Origin of the sequence: Rhizobium albus (assembly GCA_030160035.1) — a bacterium.
Lineage (GTDB): Bacteria > Pseudomonadota > Alphaproteobacteria > Rhizobiales > Rhizobiaceae > Georhizobium > Georhizobium albus.
Genome location: BSNO01000003.1, coordinates 1107204 through 1130856 on the forward strand (window position 1 = coordinate 1107204; position 23653 = coordinate 1130856).

The 23653-nt window shown below is 62.1% G+C and carries 21 protein-coding genes; 14 read left to right on the forward strand and 7 right to left on the reverse strand.

The features are described from left to right. Positions 1–25: 25 nt before the first annotated feature. Together QQL76_RS12975 and ppx are read left to right on the forward strand one after the other, a co-directional pair. A complete protein-coding gene (locus QQL76_RS12975) occupies positions 26–2269 on the forward strand; it encodes an RNA degradosome polyphosphate kinase (protein WP_499207998.1) in 2244 nt (747 codons plus the stop codon). An 8-nt stretch (positions 2270–2277) separates the two neighbouring features. Beyond that, positions 2278–3798 carry an exopolyphosphatase gene (gene ppx / locus QQL76_RS12980; protein ID WP_404862215.1) on the forward strand — a complete coding sequence of 507 codons (1521 nt, stop codon included), beginning with the start codon at positions 2278–2280 and terminating at the stop codon, positions 3796–3798. Positions 3799–3942: 144 nt separating this feature from the next. Here the strand turns inward: ppx and QQL76_RS12985 are convergent, their stop codons facing one another. Continuing rightward, the gene (locus tag QQL76_RS12985; protein WP_499207999.1) at positions 3943–4182 is read right to left on the reverse strand and encodes an amino acid transporter; all 240 of its coding nucleotides are present in this window, start codon (positions 4180–4182) and stop codon (positions 3943–3945) included. Positions 4183–4194: 12 nt separating this feature from the next. Beyond that, positions 4195–5349, reverse strand: coding sequence for a ribonuclease D (gene rnd, locus QQL76_RS12990; protein ID WP_499208000.1), 1155 nt, complete (start codon positions 5347–5349; stop codon positions 4195–4197). A 195-nt stretch (positions 5350–5544) separates the two neighbouring features. Between rnd and aspS the strand changes: the two genes are divergently transcribed. Both aspS and QQL76_RS13000 read left to right on the forward strand, forming a co-directional pair. Continuing rightward, on the forward strand, positions 5545–7335 hold the full coding sequence (aspS, locus tag QQL76_RS12995) for an aspartate--tRNA ligase (RefSeq protein WP_499208001.1): 1791 nt from the start codon (positions 5545–5547) through the stop codon (positions 7333–7335). 5 nt (positions 7336–7340) lie between these two features. After that, positions 7341–8012 carry a pyroglutamyl-peptidase I gene (locus QQL76_RS13000; protein WP_499208002.1) on the forward strand — a complete coding sequence of 224 codons (672 nt, stop codon included), beginning with the start codon at positions 7341–7343 and terminating at the stop codon, positions 8010–8012. On the opposite strand, the gene QQL76_RS13005 is transcribed toward QQL76_RS13000, so the two are convergent. Continuing rightward, a complete protein-coding gene (locus QQL76_RS13005) occupies positions 7966–9147 on the reverse strand; it encodes an aq_1923 C-terminal domain (RefSeq protein WP_499208003.1) in 1182 nt (393 codons plus the stop codon). The genes QQL76_RS13000 and QQL76_RS13005 overlap by 47 nt on opposite strands. 179 nt (positions 9148–9326) lie before the next feature. Here QQL76_RS13005 and parC point away from each other — a divergent pair, with 179 nt between their 5' ends. Both parC and QQL76_RS13015 read left to right on the forward strand, forming a co-directional pair. Beyond that, positions 9327–11576, forward strand: a complete 2250-nt coding sequence (parC, locus tag QQL76_RS13010; protein ID WP_499208004.1) for a DNA topoisomerase IV subunit A — start codon at positions 9327–9329, stop codon at positions 11574–11576. 28 nt (positions 11577–11604) lie between these two features. Further along, a complete protein-coding gene (locus tag QQL76_RS13015; protein WP_499208005.1) occupies positions 11605–11964 on the forward strand; it encodes an MliC family protein in 360 nt (119 codons plus the stop codon). A gap of 27 nt (positions 11965–11991) precedes the next feature. Here QQL76_RS13015 and QQL76_RS13020 read toward each other — a convergent pair whose 3' ends face one another. From QQL76_RS13020 to hemB, 3 genes are all read right to left on the reverse strand, one after another. Further along, positions 11992–12747: an aspartate/glutamate leucyltransferase gene (locus tag QQL76_RS13020; RefSeq protein ID WP_499208006.1), complete on the reverse strand. Its 756-nt coding sequence runs from the start codon at positions 12745–12747 to the stop codon at positions 11992–11994. A 180-nt stretch (positions 12748–12927) separates the two neighbouring features. Then, entirely contained in the window at positions 12928–13413 is a 486-nt protein-coding gene (locus QQL76_RS13025; RefSeq protein WP_499208007.1) for an RDD family protein, read from the reverse strand. An 88-nt stretch (positions 13414–13501) separates the two neighbouring features. Further along, the gene (hemB, locus tag QQL76_RS13030) at positions 13502–14548 is read right to left on the reverse strand and encodes a porphobilinogen synthase (RefSeq protein WP_499208008.1); all 1047 of its coding nucleotides are present in this window, start codon (positions 14546–14548) and stop codon (positions 13502–13504) included. A 90-nt stretch (positions 14549–14638) separates the two neighbouring features. On the opposite strand from hemB, the gene QQL76_RS13035 reads away from it, so the two are divergent. From QQL76_RS13035 to QQL76_RS13045, 3 genes are all read left to right on the forward strand, one after another. Beyond that, complete coding sequence (locus QQL76_RS13035; protein WP_499208009.1) at positions 14639–15148, forward strand: DUF6163 family protein; 510 nt, start codon at positions 14639–14641, stop codon at positions 15146–15148. Between the two features lie 134 nt (positions 15149–15282). Further along, complete coding sequence (ldtR, locus tag QQL76_RS13040; protein ID WP_499208010.1) at positions 15283–15789, forward strand: MarR family winged helix-turn-helix transcriptional regulator; 507 nt, start codon at positions 15283–15285, stop codon at positions 15787–15789. A 384-nt stretch (positions 15790–16173) separates the two neighbouring features. After that, the gene (locus tag QQL76_RS13045; protein ID WP_499208011.1) at positions 16174–17445 is read left to right on the forward strand and encodes a L,D-transpeptidase family protein; all 1272 of its coding nucleotides are present in this window, start codon (positions 16174–16176) and stop codon (positions 17443–17445) included. A 509-nt stretch (positions 17446–17954) separates the two neighbouring features. Here the strand turns inward: QQL76_RS13045 and QQL76_RS13050 are convergent. Beyond that, positions 17955–18926: a phytanoyl-CoA dioxygenase family protein gene (locus QQL76_RS13050; protein ID WP_499208012.1), complete on the reverse strand. Its 972-nt coding sequence runs from the start codon at positions 18924–18926 to the stop codon at positions 17955–17957. A gap of 126 nt (positions 18927–19052) precedes the next feature. Between QQL76_RS13050 and QQL76_RS13055 the strand changes: the two genes are divergently transcribed. From QQL76_RS13055 to QQL76_RS13075, 5 genes are all read left to right on the forward strand, one after another. Then, positions 19053–19940, forward strand: coding sequence for an AraC family transcriptional regulator (locus QQL76_RS13055; protein ID WP_499208013.1), 888 nt, complete (start codon positions 19053–19055; stop codon positions 19938–19940). 109 nt (positions 19941–20049) lie between these two features. After that, positions 20050–21369 (forward strand): serine hydroxymethyltransferase, encoded by a 1320-nt coding sequence (gene glyA, locus QQL76_RS13060; protein ID WP_499208014.1) that lies wholly within the window; start codon positions 20050–20052, stop codon positions 21367–21369. An 8-nt stretch (positions 21370–21377) separates the two neighbouring features. Further along, positions 21378–21860, forward strand: coding sequence for a transcriptional regulator NrdR (nrdR, locus tag QQL76_RS13065; protein WP_126010729.1), 483 nt, complete (start codon positions 21378–21380; stop codon positions 21858–21860). Beyond that, positions 21853–22977 carry a bifunctional diaminohydroxyphosphoribosylaminopyrimidine deaminase/5-amino-6-(5-phosphoribosylamino)uracil reductase RibD gene (ribD, locus tag QQL76_RS13070; RefSeq protein ID WP_499208015.1) on the forward strand — a complete coding sequence of 375 codons (1125 nt, stop codon included), beginning with the start codon at positions 21853–21855 and terminating at the stop codon, positions 22975–22977. The genes nrdR and ribD overlap by 8 nt, the downstream gene beginning before the upstream one ends. Then, on the forward strand, positions 22977–23582 hold the full coding sequence (locus QQL76_RS13075; protein ID WP_499208016.1) for a riboflavin synthase: 606 nt from the start codon (positions 22977–22979) through the stop codon (positions 23580–23582). The genes ribD and QQL76_RS13075 overlap by 1 nt, the downstream gene beginning before the upstream one ends. The last annotated feature ends 71 nt before the right edge of the window (positions 23583–23653 follow it).

The following is a 23653-nucleotide window of genomic DNA, read 5'->3' on the forward strand; positions in this document are numbered from 1 at the left end:
GAGAGGCCGGAACCGAAGAAAGCTGATGTGCATGACCGACAAACAGGACAACGCTGCAATAGCAGAGCCACTCGCCGTTGAGGCTCCGAAACGCGAGCGGGATGAGACGCCCGCGACCAGCCTGGATCCCGAGCTGTTCGAAAGCCCCAGCCGGTTCGTCAATCGCGAGTTCTCCTGGCTCCAGTTCAATCGCCGCGTCCTGCTGGAAACAAAAAATCTCGCCCATCCGCTTCTGGAGCGTGTGCGGTTTCTCTCGATTTCCGCCGCCAATCTGGACGAATTCTTCATGGTGCGCGTGGCCGGGCTGGAAGGTCAGGTTCGCGAAGGTATCGCCACGCGCTCGCCCGACGGTCTGACACCGGCCGAACAGCTCGACATGATCCTGGCGGAGGTCGGCAAGCTGCAGATGGAGCAGCAGGCATCGCTTGCCGATCTGCAAAACTATCTGGCGAAGGAAGACATCCACATCGTCCGCCCGGATCGGCTTGAAGCCGATGACAGGCCCTGGCTCGAAGACGAGTTCCTGCGTTCGATCTTCCCGGTTCTGACGCCGCTGTCGATCGATCCGGCGCATCCTTTCCCGTTCATTCCCAATCTTGGCTTCTCGATCGGTTTGCAGTTGGTGAGCAAGACCGGCCGCGATCCCATGACGGCGTTGCTGCGTATCCCGACGGCGCTCGACCGCTTCATTCGCTTGCCGGATCAGGGCACGCGCATCCGTTACATCACCATGGAAGATGTCATCGGCCTCTTCATCGGCCGGCTCTTCCCCGGCTACGAAGTGAAAGGCTCCGGCACGTTCCGCATCATCCGCGACAGCGATATCGAAGTGGAGGAAGAGGCCGAAGATCTTGTTCGACTTTTTGAAAGCGCGCTGAAGCGCCGTCGCCGTGGCTCGGTCATCCGCATCGAATTCGATAACGACATGCCGCGATCCCTGCGCCAGTTCGTTATCGACGAACTGAACGTTCCAGAAAACCGCGTTGCACTTCTGCCAGGCTTCCTGGCGCTGAACACCATCTCCGAGATCGTCAAGGCGCCTCGCGACGATCTGCGCTTCGAACCGTACAACGCCCGCTTCCCTGAACGCGTGCGCGACCATGCCGGCGACTGCCTGGCAGCGATCCGCGAGAAGGACCTCGTCATCCACCATCCGTACGAATCGTTCGACGTCGTCGCACAGTTCCTTTTCCAGGCCGCTCGCGACCCGAACGTTCTTGCCATCAAGCAAACGCTCTACCGGACGTCGAACGACAGTCCGATCGTGCGCGCCTTGATCGACGCTGCCGATGCCGGAAAGTCGGTGACGGCGCTTGTCGAACTGAAGGCGCGTTTCGACGAGGAGGCGAATATTCGCTGGGCCCGGGATCTGGAGCGCGCCGGCGTTCAGGTGGTCTTCGGCTTCATCGAGCTGAAGACGCATGCCAAGATGTCGCTGGTCGTGCGCCGTGAGGAGAAGGGGTTGGTCAGCTACTGCCATCTCGGTACGGGCAACTATCACCCGGTCACGGCCAAAATTTATACGGATCTTTCCTTCTTCACCTGCAACCCGGCGATCGCCAAGGACGTCGCGAATGTCTTCAATTTCATCACCGGCTATGGTGAGCCGGAGGGTGACATGAAGCTCGCGGTTTCGCCGCTGACGCTGCGCCAGCGCATTTTGAGCCACATCGAAGGCGAGATCGCTCACGCAAGTGCTGGAAGACCGGCTGCCATCTGGATGAAGATGAACGCGCTCGTCGATCCGGAGATCATCGACGCGCTTTACCGGGCGAGCCAGACTGGCGTTGAAGTCGATCTGGTGATCCGCGGCATCTGCTGCCTGCGCCCGGGCGTGCCTGGCTTGTCCGAACGCATCCGCGTGAAATCGATCATCGGACGCTTCCTGGAGCACAGCCGCATCTTCTGTTTCGGCAATGGCGATGGCCTGCCGTCGGAACGCGCACTCGTCTATATCGGATCGGCAGACATGATGCCGCGCAATCTGGATCGGCGCGTCGAGACGCTCGTGCCGTTGACGAACAAGACCGTGCATGAACAGGTTCTGTCACAAATTATGCTCGGCAACCTTATTGATAACCAGCAGAGCTACAAGATATTGGAGGATGGGACGTCCAGCCGACAGGAGGCGCGTCCCGGCGAAGAGCCGTTCAATGCGCAGGTCTATTTCATGACGAACCCCAGCCTGTCCGGCCGAGGAGAAGCCCTGAACTCCAGCGCCCCGAAGCTGATAGCCGGTTGGATTTCCGGCAAGAAAAGCAGAAGCTAAAATATTGCATGGTTGAATCCGAAGCGCGTGGCCGTTTGCCCGGCATTCACCCGATATCGGTCATCGATATCGGGTCGAACTCTGTGCGTCTGGTTGTTTACGAAGGTCTTAGCCGCTCACCGACCGTCCTCTTCAACGAGAAGGTTCTCTGCGGGTTGGGTCGAGGCTTGGCTGAAACCGGCCGGATGGAAGAGACCGGTGTTGAGCGGGCGATTTATGCGCTGCGCCGCTTTCGCGCCCTATCGGATCAGGCACGCGCGACCCGCATGCATGTGCTGGCGACTGCCGCTGCCCGCGAGGCTGAAAACGGACCGGAATTCGTCAAGCGCGCCGAAGCGACGCTCGGCACCTCGATCCGCATCCTGACGGGCGAGGAAGAAGCGCTTTTCTCTGCATACGGCATCATTTCCGGCTTCCATGCGCCGGACGGCATCGCCGGCGATCTTGGCGGCGGTTCGCTGGAACTCGTCGACATCGTTGGCAACGAGATCAGCCGCGGCATGACTCTGCCGCTCGGCGGGCTGCGGCTCGCCGATACCGCGCACAGCAATCTCGATGAAGCGGCCGCGATCGCAAAGCAGCAGATCGCGCGGGCGGATATGCTGACAGCCGGCCGCGACCGCACCTTCTACTGCGTTGGCGGCACGTGGCGAAACATTGCTCGTCTCCACATGGAAGCCACCGGTTACCCTCTGCACATGATGCAGAATTACGAGATCCCGTACGACACCGCGATGGCATTCCTGGACGCCATCGTTTCCGGCAAGCTTGCCAAGGATGATGCGATGCGGGTGGTCTCCAAGAGCCGCCGCGCGCTGCTGCCCTACGGCGCCGTGACGCTCAAGGAAACGATCGAGCGGATGAAGCCGAAGACGGTCTGCTTCTCGGCTCTGGGCGTGCGGGAAGGGTATCTCTTTTCTCTGCTGAGCGAAGAGGAGAGGGCCCGGGATCCGCTTCTGACCGCTGCCCATGAACTCGCCGTGCTTCGCGCGCGTTCGCCCGAACATGCCCGCGAGCTTGCCGACTGGACGGGCGAGATCTTCTCGGTATTCGGCGTGGAAGAAACGCCGGAAGAAAGCCGTTACCGGCAGGCGGCCTGCCTCATGGCCGACATTTCCTGGCGCGCCCATCCCGATTACCGCGGCCTGCAGGCGCTCAACATCATCGCCCATGGCTCCTTCACCGGCATCACCCATGCCGGCCGGGCCTATATCGCGCTTGCCAATTATTACCGCTTCGAAGGCCTGAACGACGACGGCGCGACGAGCCCGCTGGCAGCGATCGCGACTCCTCGGCTGCTGGAATGCGCCAAACTGCTCGGCGGCCTGCTGCGCGTGCTTTACCTCTTTTCCGCGTCGATGCCGGGCGCGGTTCGGCGTCTATCGGTCGAAAAGGGGGAGGGGGAAAACGCGCTCGTCTTCGTGGTACCGGCCGACATGGCACGCTTCGAAGGAGAGCGGCTCGAAGGCCGGCTGCAACAGCTCGCCAAACTCACCGGCCGCGATCTGAGCTTCCGGTTCTGTCACTGACGATCTGAACGCGGAGGTAATAAAGCGGCCGAACGGATCAATTCGTCGGCTTGCGATCGCTCAGGACAACCAGCAGATAGCCGAACAGACCAGCGGCGATGAAGAGCGACGGGACGCCAAGGACGAGATAAAGCTCAAGACTAGTCATGTCTTCAATCTCCCAAGAACGATCCGTGCAACCAGATGTAATGCTGCACTCAACAAAAGGCAAATGACGCCGATAAGCGCCAGGCCTTCGACGCTGAGACTGGACTCCGCCGACGAGACATAGGTGATGAGAGGCGCAAAACCGCCGATAGCCATGACCGCTATGGCGAGTCCATTCAGCCACGTCGCCGTCAGCTTCGTGCGCTCATTGTGAATGGTGGTCGCGAGATCGCTCACGCCGGTGCGCCTTTAGCCGATGTCGAGTGTGTCCACGCGCTTTTCTTTGAAACGCAGCGCCAGGCGGCCGTTGATCAGGTCCAGAGCCTTGTCGCCGAACATTTCGCGCCGCCAGCCATGGAGTGCCGGCACGTCTGCATCCTCGCCATTGGTCGCGATCTGCTCCAGATCGTCGGCATTCGCGATGATCTTGGGTGCGACGCCTTCGCGTTCCGTGATGAGCTTCAGGAGCACCTTCAGAAGTTCGGTTGCCGCACCGGCACCCTCGGGGGCGGCGCGCGCACGCTCCAGGCGGGGCATGTCATCCTTTGGAATCGCCAGTGCCTCGTTGACGGCCGCGATCACCGCCTGGCCTGCCTGCGACCGCTCCCAGCCGCGCTGAATGGTGCGCAGTCGCGACAAGGCTTCGGTATCCTTCGGCGCCTGCTGCGCAATCTCGTATATGGCGTCGTCCTTGAGCACCCGGCCGCGCGGAACGTCGCGGGCACGCGCCTCGCGCTCGCGCCATGCGGCAACGGTCTGCAGGATTGCGAGTTCGCGAGGCTTCTTCACCCGCATGCGCAGCCGCTTCCAGGCGTCGTCGGGATGAAGATCGTAGGTCTCGCGCGATTCCAGAACGTCCATCTCTTCCTTGAGCCAGTGTGTGCGGCCTTCTCGCTCCAGCTCGGTCTTGAGGTGCAGATAGACGTCCCGCAGATGCGTGACGTCGGCCAGCGCATATTCGAGTTGCGTGTCCGATAATGGTCTGCGGCTCCAGTCGGTGAAGCGCGACGTCTTGTCGATGCGCCCGCCGGTGATGCGCGCCACCAGCTGGTCGTAGGAGATCGAATCGCCGAACCCGCACACCATCGCCGCGATCTGCGTATCGAAGATCGGGTGGGGAATGAGATCGCCCAGGTGGAAAATGATCTCGATATCCTGACGTGCCGCGTGAAAGACCTTGGTGATCTTCGTATCGGCCATCAGTTTGAAGAACGGGCTGAGGTCGATACCGTTCGCCAACGGGTCGACGATGACGGCGAGGTCCGGCGACGCCATCTGGATGAGGCAAAGCTGCGGCCAGAATGTCGTTTCGCGAAGAAACTCCGTGTCGATCGTCACGAACTCGGAAGTGGAGAGCCTGTCGCAGGCGGCCGCAAGGGCGTCGGTCGATGTAATGATGTCCATGAATGCTCTATATAAGAGGGGTGGGCTATTGCAAACGGCTCGCCGCAGCCCAAGTGCTTGCCCGCGCCAATCCTTGACAAACCGGCCTTGCCATGCGCTTGTCCGGCGCGAATTTCAGGGGCGGCGGCCGCCATTCGGACATGGCTGCATAAGCGCTCCCGAACTATGTCCAAGCAAGAATTCCGGGATCAATTGATGCACCGTTATCGCAGCCATACCTGCGCCGCCCTTCGCAAGGCCAATGTGGACGAAACCGTCCGCCTCTCGGGCTGGGTCCACCGTGTGCGTGACCATGGCGGCGTGCTCTTCCTCGATTTGCGCGACCATTACGGCATCACGCAGGTCGTCGCCGATCCTGATTCCCCGGCATTCAAGGATGCTGAGAAGGTCCGCGGCGAGTGGGTCATTCGCATCGACGGCAGGGTCAAGGCGCGCACCCAGGAAACCGTCAACGCCAAGATGCCGACGGGCGAGATCGAGATTTACGCCACCGAGATCGAAGTGCTGTCCGCGTCAAAGGAACTGCCGCTGCCTGTCTTCGGTGAGCCGGATTATCCGGAAGACGTGCGCCTGAAGTACCGCTTCCTCGATCTGCGCCGCGAGACGCTGCACAAGAACATCATGACCCGCACCCGGGTCATTGCCGCGATGCGTCGTCGCATGAACGAGATCGGCTTCACCGAATTTCAGACGCCGATCTTGACCGCATCGTCGCCGGAAGGCGCGCGCGACTTTCTCGTGCCGTCCCGCCTGCACCAGGGCGAGTTCTACGCGCTGCCGCAGGCGCCGCAGATCTACAAGCAGCTTCTGATGGTGTCGGGCTTCGACCGCTACTTCCAGATCGCGCCGTGCTTCCGTGATGAAGATCCGCGCGCCGATCGCTTCTATGGCGAATTCTACCAGCTCGACCTCGAAATGAGCTTCGTCGAACAGGACGAGATCCTCGGAACGATGGAGCCTGTCCTGCGCGGCATCTTCGAGGAATTCGCCGAGGGCAAGCCGGTCACGCCGAGCTTCCGGCGCATTCCTTACGACGACTCCATCCGCACCTATGGTTCGGACAAGCCGGACCTGCGCAACCCGATCGAGATGCAGGACGTGTCCGAGCATTTCCGCGGCTCTGGCTTCAAGGTGTTCGCCAACATTCTCGCCGGAAGCGACAAGGCCGAAGTCTGGGCGATCCCCGCCAAGACCGGTGGCTCGCGCGCTTTCTGCGACCGCATGAATTCTTGGGCGCAGGGCGAAGGCCAGCCGGGCCTCGGCTACATCTTCTGGCGTGAGGAAGGCGGCAAGATCGAAGGCGCCGGCCCGATTGCCAAGAATATCGGCGAGGAGCGCACCGAAGCCATTCGCCAGCAGCTCGGCCTGGAGCCCGGCGATGCGTGTTTCTTCGCCGCCGGCGATCCGAAGAAGTTCTACAAATTCGCAGGTGCTGCTCGTGACCGCGCCGGCGAGGAACTCAACCTCATCGACCGCGAGCGCTTCGAGCTTTGCTGGATCGTCGACTTCCCCTTCTACGAGTGGAACGAGGACGAGAAGAAGATCGATTTCGCCCACAATCCGTTCTCGATGCCGCAGGGCGGCATGGAGGCGCTGGAAGGCTCCGACCCGCTCAGCATCAAGGCCTATCAATATGACCTGGTCTGCAACGGCTTCGAGATCGTTTCGGGGGGCCTGCGCAACCACAAGCCCGACCTGATGGTCAAGGCATTCGAGATGGTCGGCCTGTCGAAGAGCGATGTCGAGGAGCGCTTCGGCGGTCTCTACCGCGCGTTCCAGTACGGCGCACCGCCCCATGGCGGCATGGCGGCCGGCATCGATCGCATCGTCATGCTCGTTTGCGGCGCGCGCAACCTGCGCGAAATCGCACTGTTCCCGATGAACCAGCAGGCGCAGGACCTTCTCATGGGCGCTCCGGCACCCGCCGAGAACAAGCAGCTCGTCGATCTCGGGCTGCGCGTCATCCCAAAGAAGAAGGACGACTGATCCCGATGGCGGGCGAGGGCGCAACGGTGTTGCCCCGCGTGCTCGTCACGGGCTTTTCCGTCTTCCCCGGCGCCCCGGTCAATCCGACCGAGGCGCTGGCACTTCTCCTGAGCCTCGATCCGCCGACCGAAGGCCTGGAAGTCTTTCAAGCGGAAATCCTGCCAGTGGAATATGCGCGTCTTGCTGACCGCCTCTCCGCGATCGGCCGCGCATTTCGTCCGGACATCGTCATTCAGTTCGGCCTCGCCCGGCGCGCGATCGGTTTTCGGCTGGAGGGGCTAGCTCGCAACAGCCTTAAGCACGCACGTCCCGATAATCAGGGCCATCTTCCGGCAAGTGAGCGGATCTGCGATGGGCCGGAAAGCTGGACGTCCACACTGCCGCTCAATGCCATCGCCGACGATCTTAAGGCCGAGGGCCTGCCGGTCGAATGGTCGGACGATGCCGGTGGCTATCTCTGCAACATGACGTTCGCGCTTGCCCGTTCAGGCACCTGCGAGGGGCTGCAGGCCGGCATGACAGGTTTCATCCACGTACCGCCTCTGCCGGAGGATGCGCTCGATGGCGAGCTGCCGATGAGTGCCACGGATCTCGAACGCGGCGCACGGCTGATCATCGCCCGTTGCGTGGCTACCTGGACGGAAGCGGGTCGCTCAGATCGAAATTCGAAACGCTGAGATTGAGCAGGTCGGGCAGGGCCTGCGGAAACATCATCGCAGCCGCCGCGATCTGCATCACGGGCACCGGCTGAGCCGGCGCTGCCTTGATCTCGAACGTGTCCGGCTCGATCAGGAAGGCGTTTGCGACCTCGAGAATTTCGGCCTGCAGGCGCGGGTGGCCAAGGCGCGCCACGGCAAGCGGCAGCATCATGCGCGAGACGCTGGTCATTTCTGCCGCATTCAGGCCCTGGGTGCTTCCGGTGTAAGCGAGGATACGGCCCGTCAGGCCCGTATCCAGAAAGCGGATGGAGCCGTTGGAGAGCACGGCCGACCCCATCGCATCCGCAAGGGCAGCCAGAGCGACGCGGTCGCTGTCCGAGCCACCGGTCGGGCGCATCATGGCCCAAGGCGTCTCCGCAAGGCCGGCAATGTCGAAATCGAAGGTCAGTATGCCCATTTCGTCGAGCATCAGGCTTAGGTCGGGCACCGTCAGCGTGCCGGCCGCCTCGTTCCAGCGGCTGGTGACATGCATGGAACCAGTGAGCATGTCGTAGCCCATCGCTTGGAGGCCTCGCACGACGACTGGATGCCCGGCTAGAGCGGGATCGATCTCCACGCCGCTCGCTTCGACCGACGTTTCTACCGTTCCGTCAAGCGCCGGCGTGACCTCGATCGTCGTCGATACGGCCGAATAGACCGGGACGCCGTCCATTACCACCGAGACCGATCCAGTCATCGCCTGGTCGTAGGAGGCCCGCCGACCGGCATCGGCAAACAGGTCGACACCGCTCACCATGATGTCCTCGACCGTCACCCGGCCGCCGGTCTGGCTGACCTGAAGCGTCGGTATGAGGATCTGCGCCACATTGAAATCGCCGGCCGCACTGCGGGACACGCCGTCAAAGATGACGGTGTCTATCGGCACCGGCTGGCCGCCTTCGGGCGTTACCGTCACATCGGAAAAGGTCAGTCGCTCGCCGTCGAGATCGACGCGTTCGTAGCTGAACGTGCCATCCTCGATCGCGACCGAGTTGAGCATGCGGTCGAGAAGCGCATCGGCCACGCCATCCTGGGCAAGCGCTCCGTCCGACAGAACCACGCATCCACAGGCGACCATGAAGGCAAGCGAAGTCACGGGCATTTTCGAAGCCATGCGTAGGTCTCTCTTGCAGCAGTCATGCGGGAGATTCGTGTCCTGTCCATCATGGCCGGATTATTGTCCTGATGAAGGCAGCGGGTCCAGAAGACATGCGTGTGGACAAGTCCCGTGACGCAAGCCCGGAGAAGGCTCCGCCTCTTTACGCTCGACACCCCAGGCGATAAGCCCGACGGATGGGTAAGGACCTTGGACCGCCGCGATCACCGGACGAGATCGAACCGATCGATCTGAAGAAGGCGCTCGAAGAGCGCTACCTTGCCTATGCGCTCTCGACAATCATGCACCGGGCGCTGCCGGACGTGCGCGACGGGCTGAAGCCGGTTCACCGCCGCATCATTTATGCCATGAGCGAGATGGGTCTGCGTTCGGCCGGATCCTTCCGCAAATGCGCAAAGATCGTCGGCGAGGTCATGGGTAACTTCCACCCCCATGGCGACCAGTCGATCTACGATGCGCTGGTGCGTCTGGCGCAGGATTTCGCCGTTCGCTATCCGCTGGTCAACGGCCAGGGCAATTTCGGCAATATCGACGGCGATAACGCAGCCGCCATGCGTTACACCGAATCGAAGATGACGGCCGCCGCCGAGCTCATCCTCGAAGGCATCGACGAGGACGCCGTCGATTTTCGCACCACCTACGACGAGGAAAACAGCGAGCCTACCGTTCTGCCCGGCGCATTCCCGAACCTGCTCGCCAATGGCTCCACCGGCATTGCCGTGGGCATGGCGACCTCGATCCCGCCACACAATGCCGCCGAACTCTGCGACGCCGCTCTCCATCTGATCGAGCATCCCGATGCGTCGGTCGAGGATTTGATGGAGTTTATTCCAGGGCCCGATCTGCCGACCGGTGGCGTCATGGTGGAGAGCCGGGGCTCGATCCTCGAATCCTACCGCACCGGTCGCGGTGGCTTCCGCGTGCGGGCGCGCTGGGAAACCGAGGACACGGGCCGCGGCGGCTATCAGATCGTCGTCACGGAAATCCCGTACATGGTGCAGAAGGCACGGCTGATCGAAAAGATCGCCGAGCTCTTGAACGCCCGCAAATTGCCGCTGCTCGACGATGTCCGCGACGAATCGGCCGAAGACGTGCGCCTGGTCCTGATCCCCAAGAGCCGCACGGTCAATCCGCAGCTTCTGATGGAATCGCTCTTCCGCGTCACCGATCTCGAAAGCCGCATCCCGCTCAACATGAACGTTCTGAGCATGGGCCGCGTGCCGAAAGTCATGGCGCTGAACGAGGTGCTGTGGGAGTGGCTGGAACACCGCAAGGACGTGCTGCAGCGGCGGTCGCGCCATCGCCTCGCTGCCATCGAGCGCCGGCTGGAAATCCTCGGCGGCCTTTTGATCGCCTATCTGAACCTCGACGAGGTGATCCGCATCATCCGCGAGGAGGACGAGCCGAAAGAGGTGCTGATCGCGACCTTCACGCTGACCGAGCTTCAGGCTGAGTCCATCCTCAACATGCGCCTGCGGCACTTGCGGCGCCTCGAAGAGATGGAAATCCGGCGTGAGTTCGACGAGCTTACGGAAGAAAAGGCCAAGATCGAAGGCCTGCTGTCCTCCGACGTCAAGCAGTGGCAGGCGGTGTCCTGGCAGGTGAAGGAGGTCAAGAAGACCTTCGGCAAGGACACGAAGCTCGGCCGCCGCCGCACGCAGTTCGCCGATGCGCCCGAGACCGATCTGGAGGCCATCCAGCAGGCGATGATCGAGAAGGAGCCGATAACGGTCGTCATCTCTGAAAAGGGATGGATCCGCGCACTCAAAGGCCACATGTCCGATCTCTCGAGCCTCGCCTTCAAGGATGGCGACAAGCTGAAGACCGCGTTCCCGGCCCAGACGACCGACAAGATCATTCTGGTCACCACCGGCGGCAAGGCTTTCACGCTCGGCGCAGACAAGCTGCCGGGCGGACGCGGGCACGGCGAACCGCTGCGCATCATGGTCGAGATGGACAACGACCAGGATATCGTCACCGCCTTCGTCTATGACGCGACCGCCAAGATGATCATCGTCTCCGGCGAAGGAAATGGCTTCGTTGTCGCCGAAAGCGAGCTTGTCGCGAACACCCGCAAGGGCAAGCAGGTGATGAACGTCAAGCTGCCGGACGAGGCGCGCATGGTCGTTCCCGTCTCCGGCGACAGCGTTGCCGTGATCGGCGAAAACCGCAAGCTCTTGGTCTTCCCGCTGGTTCAGATTCCCGAGATGAGCCGCGGCAAGGGCGTGCGCCTCCAGCGCTACAAGGATGGCGGCATCGCCGATCTCAAGTGCTTCGCCATGGCCGACGGTTTGAGCTGGGCCGATTCGGCCGGTCGGTCCTTCACACGCAACCGGGAAGAGCTGACCGAATGGCTGGGCGACCGAGCCCAGGCTGGCCGCATCGCTCCGAAGGGTTTCCCGCGAAGCGGCAAGTTCACTGGCTGAAGCTCCGAGAGAGGGGACGAGGTCGAACATGGTCCGCTTCGCATCCACAGCTCTCGGCGTCACTGTACTGGCATTGGTGACGTCGGCGTTCGCCCAAGACGAGGCGCCTGCCTATGAAGGCGTCGTCGCCACCTATGTCTGCGCCGACGGCGCTGAGATCGACATCGCCTATCTCAACATGGCGAGCGGGCTATCGCTTGCAGTCGTGCGCGCCGACGGCGTCATGCACGTGATGGAGACCATCATCAGCGGCTCCGGCGCGCGCTATGCGACGGCCGGCGAAGGCGAACGCTTCGTCTGGTGGTCCAAGGGCAATAAGGGAAGTCTGTACCGTGGCAGCGATGGCGCAGAAGAGATCCTGCATCAGGACTGCATCGAAAAGGATTAGAAGCGGCCTGCCAAGGCCTGCCTGAGATCAGACCGCGTCGCGAAACCGTTCCCAGCCACGCGCGCCGAGATGTTCCTGGGGCAGGAACTTCGTCTTGTAATCCATCTTCCGCGAGCCGGCGACCCAGTAGCCGAGATAGACATGCGGCTGGCCGCGCTGGCGCGTGCGCGCAATGTGGTCGAGGATCATGAAGCTGCCGAGCGAGCGATCGCGGTGCTCTGGATCGTAGAAGGAATAGACCATCGACATGCCGTCGCCCATGACGTCTGACAGCGCCACGGCGATGAGCGGCCCCGTCGACTTGCCGGTGATGCGGCTGTCGGGGTCGGCGATCCGGTATTCGATGATCTTCGTCTCGACATGGCTGTCTTCGACCATCATCGCGTAATCGAGCACGGTCATGTCCGACATGCCGCCCTTGCGGTGCCGAGCATCGAGGTAATCGCGAAACAGCGAATATTGTTCGCTCGACGGTTCTGCCGGATATTCGATCGCGATGAGGTCGGAGTTGCGTTGAAGCACACGGCGCATCGAGCGCGACGGCTGAAACTCATCGACGAGAATGCGCACGGAAATGCAGGCACGGCACGTCTCGCAGGCGGGGCGATAAGCAATGTTCTGCGAGCGCCTGAAGCCGCCCTGCGTCAGCAGATCGTTGAGATCGCTCGCTTTCTCGCCGACGAGATGCGTGAAGACCTTCCTCTCGAACTGGCCTTCGAGATAAGGGCAGGGCGAGGGGGCCGTCAGGAAAAACTGCGGAGATTGGACGGGATGGCTGGTCATCGCGCTCGATCGAAGATTCTTGCCCTCTTGATCCCCCATACCATGGCGCAAGCTGCGGAAACGTCAACTGGATCGTTGAAGACCGACCGCGTCGGCTGACTGCCGAAAGGAAAAGGGCACGGTGCGCTCGGCATCGACGAGCCCGCCCGCGCGGGCTCGTCTCTTCGTGTCGATAAAAGCTCAGCGAAGCGCGCTGGTGCGCAGCACGACGGTGCCGAGCAACATGTCGTGAACCAGTCGCTTGCGGTCGAGAAAGAGGCTCGCCAGCAGGATCAACGGCGTGAGGATCACGTTGCCGGCCCAGAAGACCACCGCGTGAACCATGGCCAGCATCGTGTCGACTGGACGGCCGTCGGTGCGCGCGATCATGATGCCCATGAGCCGCATGCCGGGCGTCGCCTGGTTCGGCCCGCCCATCGTGAAGCCCACATAGGGCAGGGCGACGAGCGCGAAGAGCACACCATAGAGCGCCCAGCCGAGGCCGAGCGTCAGAAGGCCGATGAAGAACACGATGACCGCGACTGGAATGCTGAGCAGAAGCACGATCGTGTAATCGATGCAGAAAGCCAGCATGCGCCGCGTGCGCACGCCTTCGTAGGAACGCCAGTCGTCCAGTGCGCCGGTCTGCAGCGGTACGGCTTCGTCAATCTGGGCCTGCGTCGTCATCGTCCAATCCGTCCTCGTTCTTGCCCCTGATCGGGCCGCACTGATGTGGGGAGGGCGGTTGCTTTATTCAACGAGGTACGAAATCACGTCACCGCCGCGAAAGCAGCGTGGCAACCTCCGGTGCGAAATAGGTGAGGATGCCGTCGCAGCCGGCGCGCTTGAAGGCGAGCAGGGTTTCCAGCATCACCTTCTCGCCGTCGATCCAGCCATTGGCGGCGGCAGCCCGGATCATCGAATATTCGCCCGACACCTGGTAGGCGAAAGTCGGCATGGCGAAGGCGTCCTTCAGCCGCGCGATGATGTCGAGATAGGGTTGCCCCGGCTTCACCATCAGCATGTCGGCGCCTTCCTCGACGTCGAGCGCCGCTTCGCGCACGGCCTCGTCGCTATTGGCGGGGTCGATGTAATAGGTGCGCTTGTCGCCCTTCAGCAATCCGCCGGTGCCGATCGCCTCGCGGTAAGGCCCGTAATAGGCCGACGCGAATTTCGTCGCATAGGACATGATGCCGACATTCTGGTGCCCGGCCTCATCGAGCGCCCGGCGGATCGCGCCGATGCGTCCATCCATCATGTCGGATGGCGCGATGATGTCGGAACCGGCATCGGCCTGGATCACGGCCGCCTGTGCGATTTGAGAAACGGTGTCGTCGTTGAGGATCTGGCCGTCCTTCAGGATGCCGTCATGGCCGTGGCTGGTAAAAGGATCGAGCGCCACGTCGGTGATGATCCCGATATGCGGCACTGCCTTCTTGATGGCCCGCGTCGCCTCGTTGATCAGATTGTCGCTCGCGAGGCTGTGCGAGCCCGTCTCGTCGCGCAGATTCATGGAAATGTTGGGGAAGGTGGCGAGCGCCGGAATGCCGAGATCGGCCGCGCGCTTGGCTTCTTCCACCGCCATGTCGACGGTCAGCCGCTCGACACCCGGCATGGCATCGATGCTTTCGCGACGATTGTCGCCCGGGATCAGGAATATCGGCCAGATCAGATCGTCCACCGTCAGCCGGTTCTCCTGCACGAGGCGGCGCGTCCAATCCGCCTTGCGGTTGCGGCGCATGCGGCGGTGGCCGGTGATGTCGTCGACGAGATTAGAACCGGTCTGATGACCTGTAGCGGGGGAGGTGACGTGCCTGTTCATGGCCGGCTCCTGGATGCGTTTCTTGAGCTTCTGGCAGCGGACGCTGCGGCTGGCCGGGCATAGCACAGCCGCAATCGCGCCACTACCCGCATGGCATTGCGCCTTGAGCGTCTCGATGTCGCGTGGCACACACGGGCGACGATGAATGACGGAAACCAGACGATGCTGCTTGAGAGCGATGCGCGACCGAGGGAAACGCTGACCTTCCGGCTGTTCAACATCTTCCAGCGGCTGGTCGCGATCGGCGCGCTGGTATCGGCGTTGCATTACTGGGCATTGTTGTCCGGCCTCTATGGCGGCGAATTGTGGCGCTTCGATCTGATGCCCGTCCATTGGCGGGTCGCTGCCACCGCGCTTGCGGTCCTGTTTCCCGTCGCAGCCGTCGGGCTGTGGATGCCGGTATCCTGGGGGCCGGTCATCTGGTTCTGCGCCGCAGCCACCGAAATCACCATGCATCTCGGCTTTCCGTCGCTCTTCGGCCAGAACCTTGTCGTCGCCGCGCTGCACATCCTCGTCATTTCGATCTATGCAGCTTTGCGCGGCGTTCTTTATGTCGAGAAGCTCCGTTCGCGCCGACCGGTAAGGGTTGATTCACTCTGACACACGGAGGCACTTCGGTAAGGCGCTGTTAATGCTAGCCTTTAAGTCCAATTTTATGGGTATTCGATAGGGTCTCTCCCAAGGCGGAAGAAAACAACAGCCGCCAACAGGGATCACGGAGAGGCTCGAAAACAATGGCACAGGCAAAGCTGCAGTCCAACGAAACGCAGAACCGCGAAGGTGCTCTTCGCAATCTTTATCTGGAATCGCTCCAGTTGGTGGAGCGCCTTCACCGCCGTCTGCTCGACGTCATCAAGGATGAGTTCGACCGCAAGGGACAGAGCGACATCAACGCCGTCCAGGCGCTGCTCCTGTTCAACATTGGCAATTCGGAGCTGACCGCAGGCGAGCTTCGTTCGCGCGGCTACTATCTCGGCTCCAACGTCTCCTACAACCTCAAGAAGCTGGTCGATCTCGGCTTCATCAACCACCAGCGCTCGCGCATCGACCGCCGCTCGGTCCGCGTCAGCCTGACCGACAAGGGCAACGAGATCGCCAAGGTCGTCGGCGCGCTCTATGACCGTCACATCGGCTCGATCGAACAGGTCGGCGGCATCGGCACCGACGATTTCGAGAAGATGAACAAGTTGATGCAGCGCCTCGACCGGTTCTGGAACGACCAGATCCTCTACCGCCTCTAAGGCAACCCGACCTTCGACCACCTCCGGTCCCGACCTCCGATCGCTGCAGCTTCCCTGCTGTTGCGACCGGAGGCCGCAGGTCGTTTAAGTTGCAGTCCTGCAACGGCGAAGATCGTATTTCGCTGTTCCTCGTCCAAGCCGGTTCCCGGCCATTCCTGAATCACGAATTGGCCATATTGCGATGACACCTCTTTGGATGAAGAGGGCAGACGGGGCGTTCCAATGTGCCGCCGAGCTCGCCGAAACCCCAAAGTACCGACGCTCGCGAATTTGTGAATGCGATCGCGGACCGGCAGCTTTCCAGGGTTTCGTTTCATTAACTATACGGATGATAGCTTCACGGCTCCTGCGTCTAGAACGTCCCGAATGAAATGGTGTGGTTGAATGGCGATGAAAAACGGATTTGAACGGCTGTCCCGGCGCGCGTTTCTTTCGAGTGCGGCAACGGTAGGTGCTACCGCTTTTGCTGGAGCAGCAAGTGCCCAGACTGTGCTCGATTCCATTCTGAATGCACCTCGGCGCGGCAACTGGGACGACCAGTTCGATGCTCGTGGCACGCGCGGCGTCGAGCAGGTGACCTCGAACGTTCCGGTGCTGAGCCTCGATACGGTGAATTACACCAATTTCGCGCTGATCGATTACCAGAACATCGTCCGTAACGGTGGCTGGCCCTATGTGCCGGAAACGCGCCTGCAGCTCGGCGCGACCGACCCGGCCGTCCAGCCGCTGCGCCAGCGCCTGATGATTTCCGGTGATCTGCCAATGGATGCCGGCATGTCTCTGGCTTTCGATTCCTACGTGGATGGAGCAGTCAAGCGGTTCCAGGCGCGCCACGGCCTTCCTGCCGATGGTGTAATGGGCGAACTGACCTTCAAGGCGCTGAACGTGCCGGCTGATATCCGTCTCGGCCAGCTCGAAACCAACGTCGTGCGCCTGCAGACAATGGCCGGCGATCTTGGCCCGCGTCACGTTGCGGTCAATATTCCTGCGGCGGCGATCGAGGCTGTTGAAGGCAATCAGGTCGCTTCGCGCCACACGGCCGTTGTAGGCAAGATCGACCGTCAGACCCCGATTCTGAATTCGCAGATCCACGAGGTCATCCTTAATCCGACCTGGACCGCGCCGCGCTCGATCATCGAGAAGGACATCATGCCGCTGATGCGGCAGAACCCGAACTATTTGACGGAAAACAGCATTCGTTTGTTCGACGGGCAGGGCAATGAAGTGCCCCCGTCCTCCGTCGACTGGAACGCCGCACAGGCACCCAATTTGATGTTCCGGCAGGACCCCGGCGCGATCAACGCCATGGCTTCGACCAAGATCAACTTCCACAACGAGCATGCCGTGTATATGCACGACACGCCGCAGCAGAACTTGTTCTTCAACGAGGTTCGCTTCGATTCGTCGGGCTGTGTGCGTGTGCAGAACGTGCGCGATCTTTCGCTCTGGATCCTGCGTGACACGCCGGGCTGGAACCGCCAGCGGATGGAGCAGGTGATTGCGACCCGCCAGGTCAACCCGATCGCCGTCAACAATCCGGTGCCGGTGTACTTCACCTACATCACGGCCTGGGCGACGTCCGACCGCGTGGTGCAGTTCCGCGACGATATCTACAAGCGCGATGGCGCGCCGGAACTGGCGATGCAGGAAGGCTGATCTTCCTGATCAACCGGAATCTTCTGATGGCCGCCGAAAGGCGGCCATTTTGCTTTGTGCGCCTCTACAATGACGCTAGGGGGCTTCATCTGGCCGAGCAGCGCAGGGCTTGGCTGCGGCAAAGCGCCCATGCTCCAGCACGAGGGTGCAGGTGATCAAAGACTCATATCGGTTGAGGGCCTGAGCTGATGGCGTGAAGGCCTCCACAACGAGCCCAATCGTCATCGCGATGATCAGCGCGAGCGCGCCGAGCAGTATGGATTTGAGGAAGCACGTTCCGCGAAGTCGGATGCACGTTTTGTCATTCAAGAATCTCCTACCGATCTGCTGTCCACGCACCCAACACGCATCATCGGGAGACCGTTCCTCATCTCAACGGGCGAGCGGCGCCATCCCCCAAGATCACGCCGCTCATGGATAATGAAGTGTTACTGAAGGCGAGCGTCGCCGAAAACGAAAAGGGCGCCCGCATCAGCGGACGCCCTTCCGTAAAGCAGGTAGTCCGAGACTTACCAGCGATCGAGGCCGAGCAGCTTGCGGCCGAGCGGATTGAGCTCGGCGACAGGGTTCTGCTTCTCCAACTCGCGCGGGTCGCCGGGGAAGGGGTTGCCCTTCGGTGCTTCGCGCTCCTGCCAAAGCCGGATCCGCTCGTCGCGCACGCGGGTGTTATCGAAATCGCCGGGGAACATGGAGATGTACTGCGCCATCCGGACGCGATTCTCCGAGCGGTTCGGCCGCACGCCGTGAGCCAGCAGTGAGTTGAAGATCAACAGGTCGCCCGGTTCCATGTCGATATTGACGATATCGTAGCCGGTGGTGTCGGGCTTAAAAGGATTGCGGTCCTCCGGCTGGCGATCGCACCACTCTTCAAGCTCGGCAAAGAGGTCGGGAACGCACTGGAAGCCACCTGTTTCCTTGTCCTGCTTGGCAAGCGAAAGCACGCCCTGCACGCTGATCGGGAACGGCCGCACCGACGTGTCGACATCGAAATGGATGAAGCCGTTTTCCTGCTGGGCGGCACGCGCTGCCTTGTTCGGGGGATTGAGGTTGGCGCGGTCGATGGCCACCCAGAGGTTTTCGCGGTCCCAGATGTCGACGAAGGCATCGTAGACGCGCTGGGTCTGGCGGTTATCCCAGAGCGTCTGGTGGTTATAGACTTCCACCATGCCCGCGTTGTTCAGTTCCTTCATCTTGTATTCGCGCAGCTGCGGCTTGTACCAGGTCGACGGGTCGTTGCGATCCATCTCCTGGAACTCCCACAGCATGTCGATCACGGCATCGCACTGTTCCTTGGGAACGGCGCCGCGCACGATGACATAGCCGCGCGTCGTCCAGTGCTTCCAGTCGTCCTCGGACAGGACGCGCAGCGGCAAGGTCTTTTCGATGTCCTTGAGTTGGGTGGTGACACCCATGGCCTGGGGGTGATCGCCGTGGCCGTCTTCTTCCTCGACGACCGGCTGCTTCAGGGCTGCTTGGTACATGGTCTCCCTCCCATCGGGTCAACATGACAATGATGACGAGAGATTACGCGCTCCATCAAACGCATGTTGTCGTGTTCTGGCAGATTCTGGTAGGATACTGGCGTGACGTGAGAGGAGGGCGCGTTTATGAGGCCGTTTCTGGAAAAGATTCGCCAGTCCGATGGCGCATCCTGGGCCTTTCTCGATCGCGTCCTGCCGGACGGCATCCCTTTCGAATGGCATCATCATCCCGAATACGAGCTGACCCTGACGTTGAACAGTCGCGGTCACCGCTATGTCGGCGATCACATCGGCGCCTATGACGATGGTGATCTCGTTCTGCTCGGACCGGGACTGGCGCATAGCTGGGCATCCAGCGACAAGGTCAATGACGCCGGACCCCATCGCGCGCTCGTCATCCAGTTCACGGAAACATGGGCGGGCTCGCTGACGGCCCTCTTCACCGAAATGGCGTCGTTGCGCCATCTGCTGACCGAAGCTGACCGTGCGGTCTGTTTTTCGCCGGAGATCGCTGCCGCGGTCAGGCCGGATCTCGAAGCGCTGGTGGATCTGCCGGCCGACGAGCGGCTCGTGCGCCTGCTCTCGGTCTTTGCGCGGTTGACGCGCGACGAGCACCGAAGCCTGTTGGCAAGCCCCGGCCGCGCGCTCGCCACCACCTCCGAAGCCGATCGTCCGCGCATCGACAAGGTGCTGGAGCATCTTCATGCCAACCATCGCGAGCCGATCGCCATTGCCGAACTTGCCGAGATTGCCTGCCTCAGCGAATCGGCGCTTCACCGCATGTTCCGGCGCCAGACGCGCCTGACGCCGCTCGAATATCTGACGCAGCTGCGCATTGGGCACGCGTGTTCGCTGCTGATCGATACCGATCGGCCAATCCATGTGATCGCCGACGAGGTCGGCTATCGCAACCTCGCGCTGTTCAATCGCATCTTCAAAGCGCGCCGTGAAATGACACCGCGGGAGTTCCGTTCCGCCTATCGTCGCGGGCAGCATCCGCATCTGGCCGCCTGATCGGCCGCAGCCACTGCGAAAGTGCCGCAGTACAGGTCGTTCATATTGCTCTCGCTGCCTGCCGGGTTTAAGAGGGCGCCACGTCAAGAGCGAAAGGACTTCAGGGCCCATGTCCACTGCATCCCAGGCTTCCGCCAAGCGTTTCGCCGACGCTTTCTTCAATCGCTCGCTTGCTGAAGCCGATGCCGAGATTTTCGGCGCGATCGGCAAGGAGCTTGAGCGCCAGCGTCACGAAATCGAACTGATCGCATCCGAAAACATCGTCTCGCGCGCCGTCCTGGAAGCTCAGGGCTCGGTGATGACGAACAAATATGCCGAAGGCTATCCCGGCAAGCGCTATTATGGCGGCTGCCAGTTTGTCGATATCGCCGAAGAGCTTGCCATCGAGCGTGTGACCAAACTCTTCGGTTGCGGCTTCGCCAATGTGCAGCCGAATTCCGGCAGCCAGGCGAACCAGGCGGTGCTTCTCGCCCTGTCGAAGCCCGGCGACACCATTCTCGGCATGAGCCTCGACGCCGGCGGTCACCTGACCCATGGCGCCAAGCCGAACATTTCCGGCAAGTGGTTCAATGCCGTTCAGTACGGTGTGGTCTCGTCCACCGGCCTGCTCGACTACGATCAGGTCGAGGAACTGGCCCGCGAACACAAGCCGGCGATCATCGTGGCTGGCGGTTCGGCCTATTCGCGCCAGATCGATTTCGCCCGTTTCCGCAAGATCGCGGACGAAGTGGGTGCCTATCTCTGGGTCGACATGGCGCATTTCGCCGGTCTCGTTGCCGGTGGCCAGCATCCAAGCCCGTTCCCGCATGCCCATGTGGCGACATCCACGACCCACAAGACGCTGCGCGGTCCGCGTGGCGGCATCGTCCTCACCAATGACGAGGCGATCGCCAAGAAGATCAATTCGGCCGTTTTCCCCGGTCTCCAGGGCGGCCCGCTGATGCATGTCATCGCCGGCAAGGCAGTGGCATTCGGCGAAGCGCTGACGCCTGAATTCCGCAACTATACGGCGCAGGTCGTTGAAAACGCCAATGTCCTGGCCGAAACGCTGGTCGAAGGTGGCCTGCAAATCGTCTCCGGCGGCACCGACACGCATCTGATGCTTGTCGACCTGCGTCCGAAGAACCTCACGGGCAAGGCTTCCGAAGCTGCACTCGGCCGCGCCTACATCACCTGCAACAAGAACGGCGTACCGGACGATCCGGAAAAGCCGATGGTCACGTCCGGCGTTCGCCTCGGCACGCCGGCCGGCACCACCCGCGGTTTCGGCAAGGATGAGTTCCGTGAAATCGGCCGCCTGATCGTCGAAGTGCTCGACGGACTGAAGGCAGCCAATTCGGAAGAGGGCAATGCCAAGGTCGAGGAAGCGGTGAAGGCCAAGGTAATCGCGCTCACGGATCGCTTCCCGATCTATCCGCATCTCGGCTGACCGGCCTTATGCGCTGCCCCTACTGCTCGTCGGAAGACAGCCAGGTCAAGGATTCGCGTCCGGCAGAGGATGGTGCAGCCATCCGCCGCCGTCGCGTGTGCCCGGATTGCGGGGGCCGCTTCACGACCTTCGAGCGGGTACAACTGCGTGAACTGACGGTCATCAAGAAGACCGGCCGGCGCGTGCCCTTCGATCGCGACAAGCTGATGCGCTCCTTCGAGATCGCGCTGCGCAAGCGGCCGGTGGAGCGTGACCGGATCGAGCGCGCCGTCTCCGCCATCGTCAGGCGTTTGGAAAGCTCCGGCGAACAGGACATCCAGTCCGAGCAGATCGGGCTTCTCGTCATCGAGGCGCTGAAGGCGCTCGATGACGTCGGTTTCGTCCGCTACGCCTCGGTCTATCGCGACTTCTCAGGCCCCGAAGACTTCGAGAACGTCATCAACGAACTGACCGCCCGCATCAATGCGGACACCACCGCTGCGAATGACTGAATGTGCTGACGGCGCCGCGGTGACGGCCGACGATCGCCGCTTCATGGCAGCCGCAATCCGGCTGTCGCTGCGCCACTCAGGCCTGACCGGCTCCAACCCATCCGTCGCGACCCTGATCGTTGCCGACACCGGTCATGGCCCGGTCATCGTCGGCCGCGGGGTGACCGCGCTTGGCGGCCGGCCCCACGCCGAAGCCGAGGCATTGGCAGAAGCCGGCGAGCGCGCCCGTGGCGCAACCGCCTATGTCACGCTCGAACCCTGCGCCCATCACGGCCGAACGCCGCCTTGCGCCGAGGCGCTGGCCCGATCCGGCATCAGGCGCCTGATGGCCGCGACGATGGATCCGGACCACCGCGTATCCGGCAAGGGCTTCGAGATCCTGCGCGCCGCCGGCATCGAAACCGTGCCCGGTGTGTCGGCGGAGGCCTCCGAGCATGCGCTGGCCGGCTATCTCATGCAGCGCACGAGCAACCGGCCGCATGTGACTCTGAAAGCGGCAGTTTCGGCAGACGGCAAGATCGGACGGGCCGGGGCAGGGCAAGTCGCGATCTCCGGAGACGTGTCGCGCGCGCAGTCCCATCTGATGCGCGCCGAAAGCGATGCGATTCTGGTCGGGATCAACACCGTGCTCGAGGATGATCCGGCGCTGACATGCCGCTTGCCTGGGCTGGAGCGCCGGTCGCCGATCCGCATCGTCCTTGACGATCATCTGCGCCTGCCGCTCGACAGCCAACTCGTGAAAGCCGCGCGCGATGTGCCGCTCTGGGTCGCCACGACCAGCGAGGACGACAAGGCCCGCCGCGCGCTGGAAAGTGCCGGCGTCGAGATTGTTGCCTGCGCCCGCCACAATGGCCGCATTGCCTTGCCGGAACTTCTGGACGATCTCGGCGCTCGCGGCGTCTACACATTGCTCGTAGAAGGCGGCGCGTCGGTCGCAGCGTCGTTTATCCGCGACGATCTTGTGGATCGGATCGCGCTTTTCACCAGCACCGTGACGGTCGGTGATGACGGCATTGACGCTCCGTTCACGTCCGCCGCCATGCCCGCAGGTTTTTCACCGCGCCGGACGATGCTTTATGGCAGCGATCGGTTCGAAGAATGGAAGAGAGAGCGCTGATGTTCACCGGGATCGTCACGGATATCGGCCGGGTAATGGCCACGCAAAAGCTCGATCACGGGCTGAAGCTGCGCATCGCAACGTCCTATGATCCTGCCGGCATCGATATCGGCGCCTCGATCGCCTGCTCCGGCCCCTGCCTGACCGTGACTGCGCTTTCGGCGCCAAGCGAAGAGCACTGGTTCGAAGTGGAGGCATGGGAAGAAGCGCTGCGGCTGACCACGATCGGCGAATGGACGGTCGGTGCGCGCGTCAACCTGGAACGCTCGCTCAAGATCGGCGATGAACTGGGCGGACACCTCGTTTCCGGCCACATCGACGGGACAGCCACGATCATCTCCGTGGAGAGCGAAGGCGATGCGACCCGCTTTACGCTGGAAGCACCGGCTGAATTGGCTCGGTTCATCGCGCGCAAGGGCTCCGTGGCGCTCGACGGCACGTCGCTCACGGTCAACGGCGTCGATGGTGCACGCTTCGACGTGCTGCTCATCCGCCATTCGCTCGAAGTCACAACCTGGGGCGAGCGCAAGGCGGGCGACCGCGTCAATCTCGAAATCGACCAGATGGCGCGCTACGCTGCACGGCTGGCGGAGTTCGCCGCCTGAGATGCCGCTTGGCGGGCGATTGGGCTTGCCAAAGCAGACGGCACATGGTTTGACGCGCTCCACTCCCATAT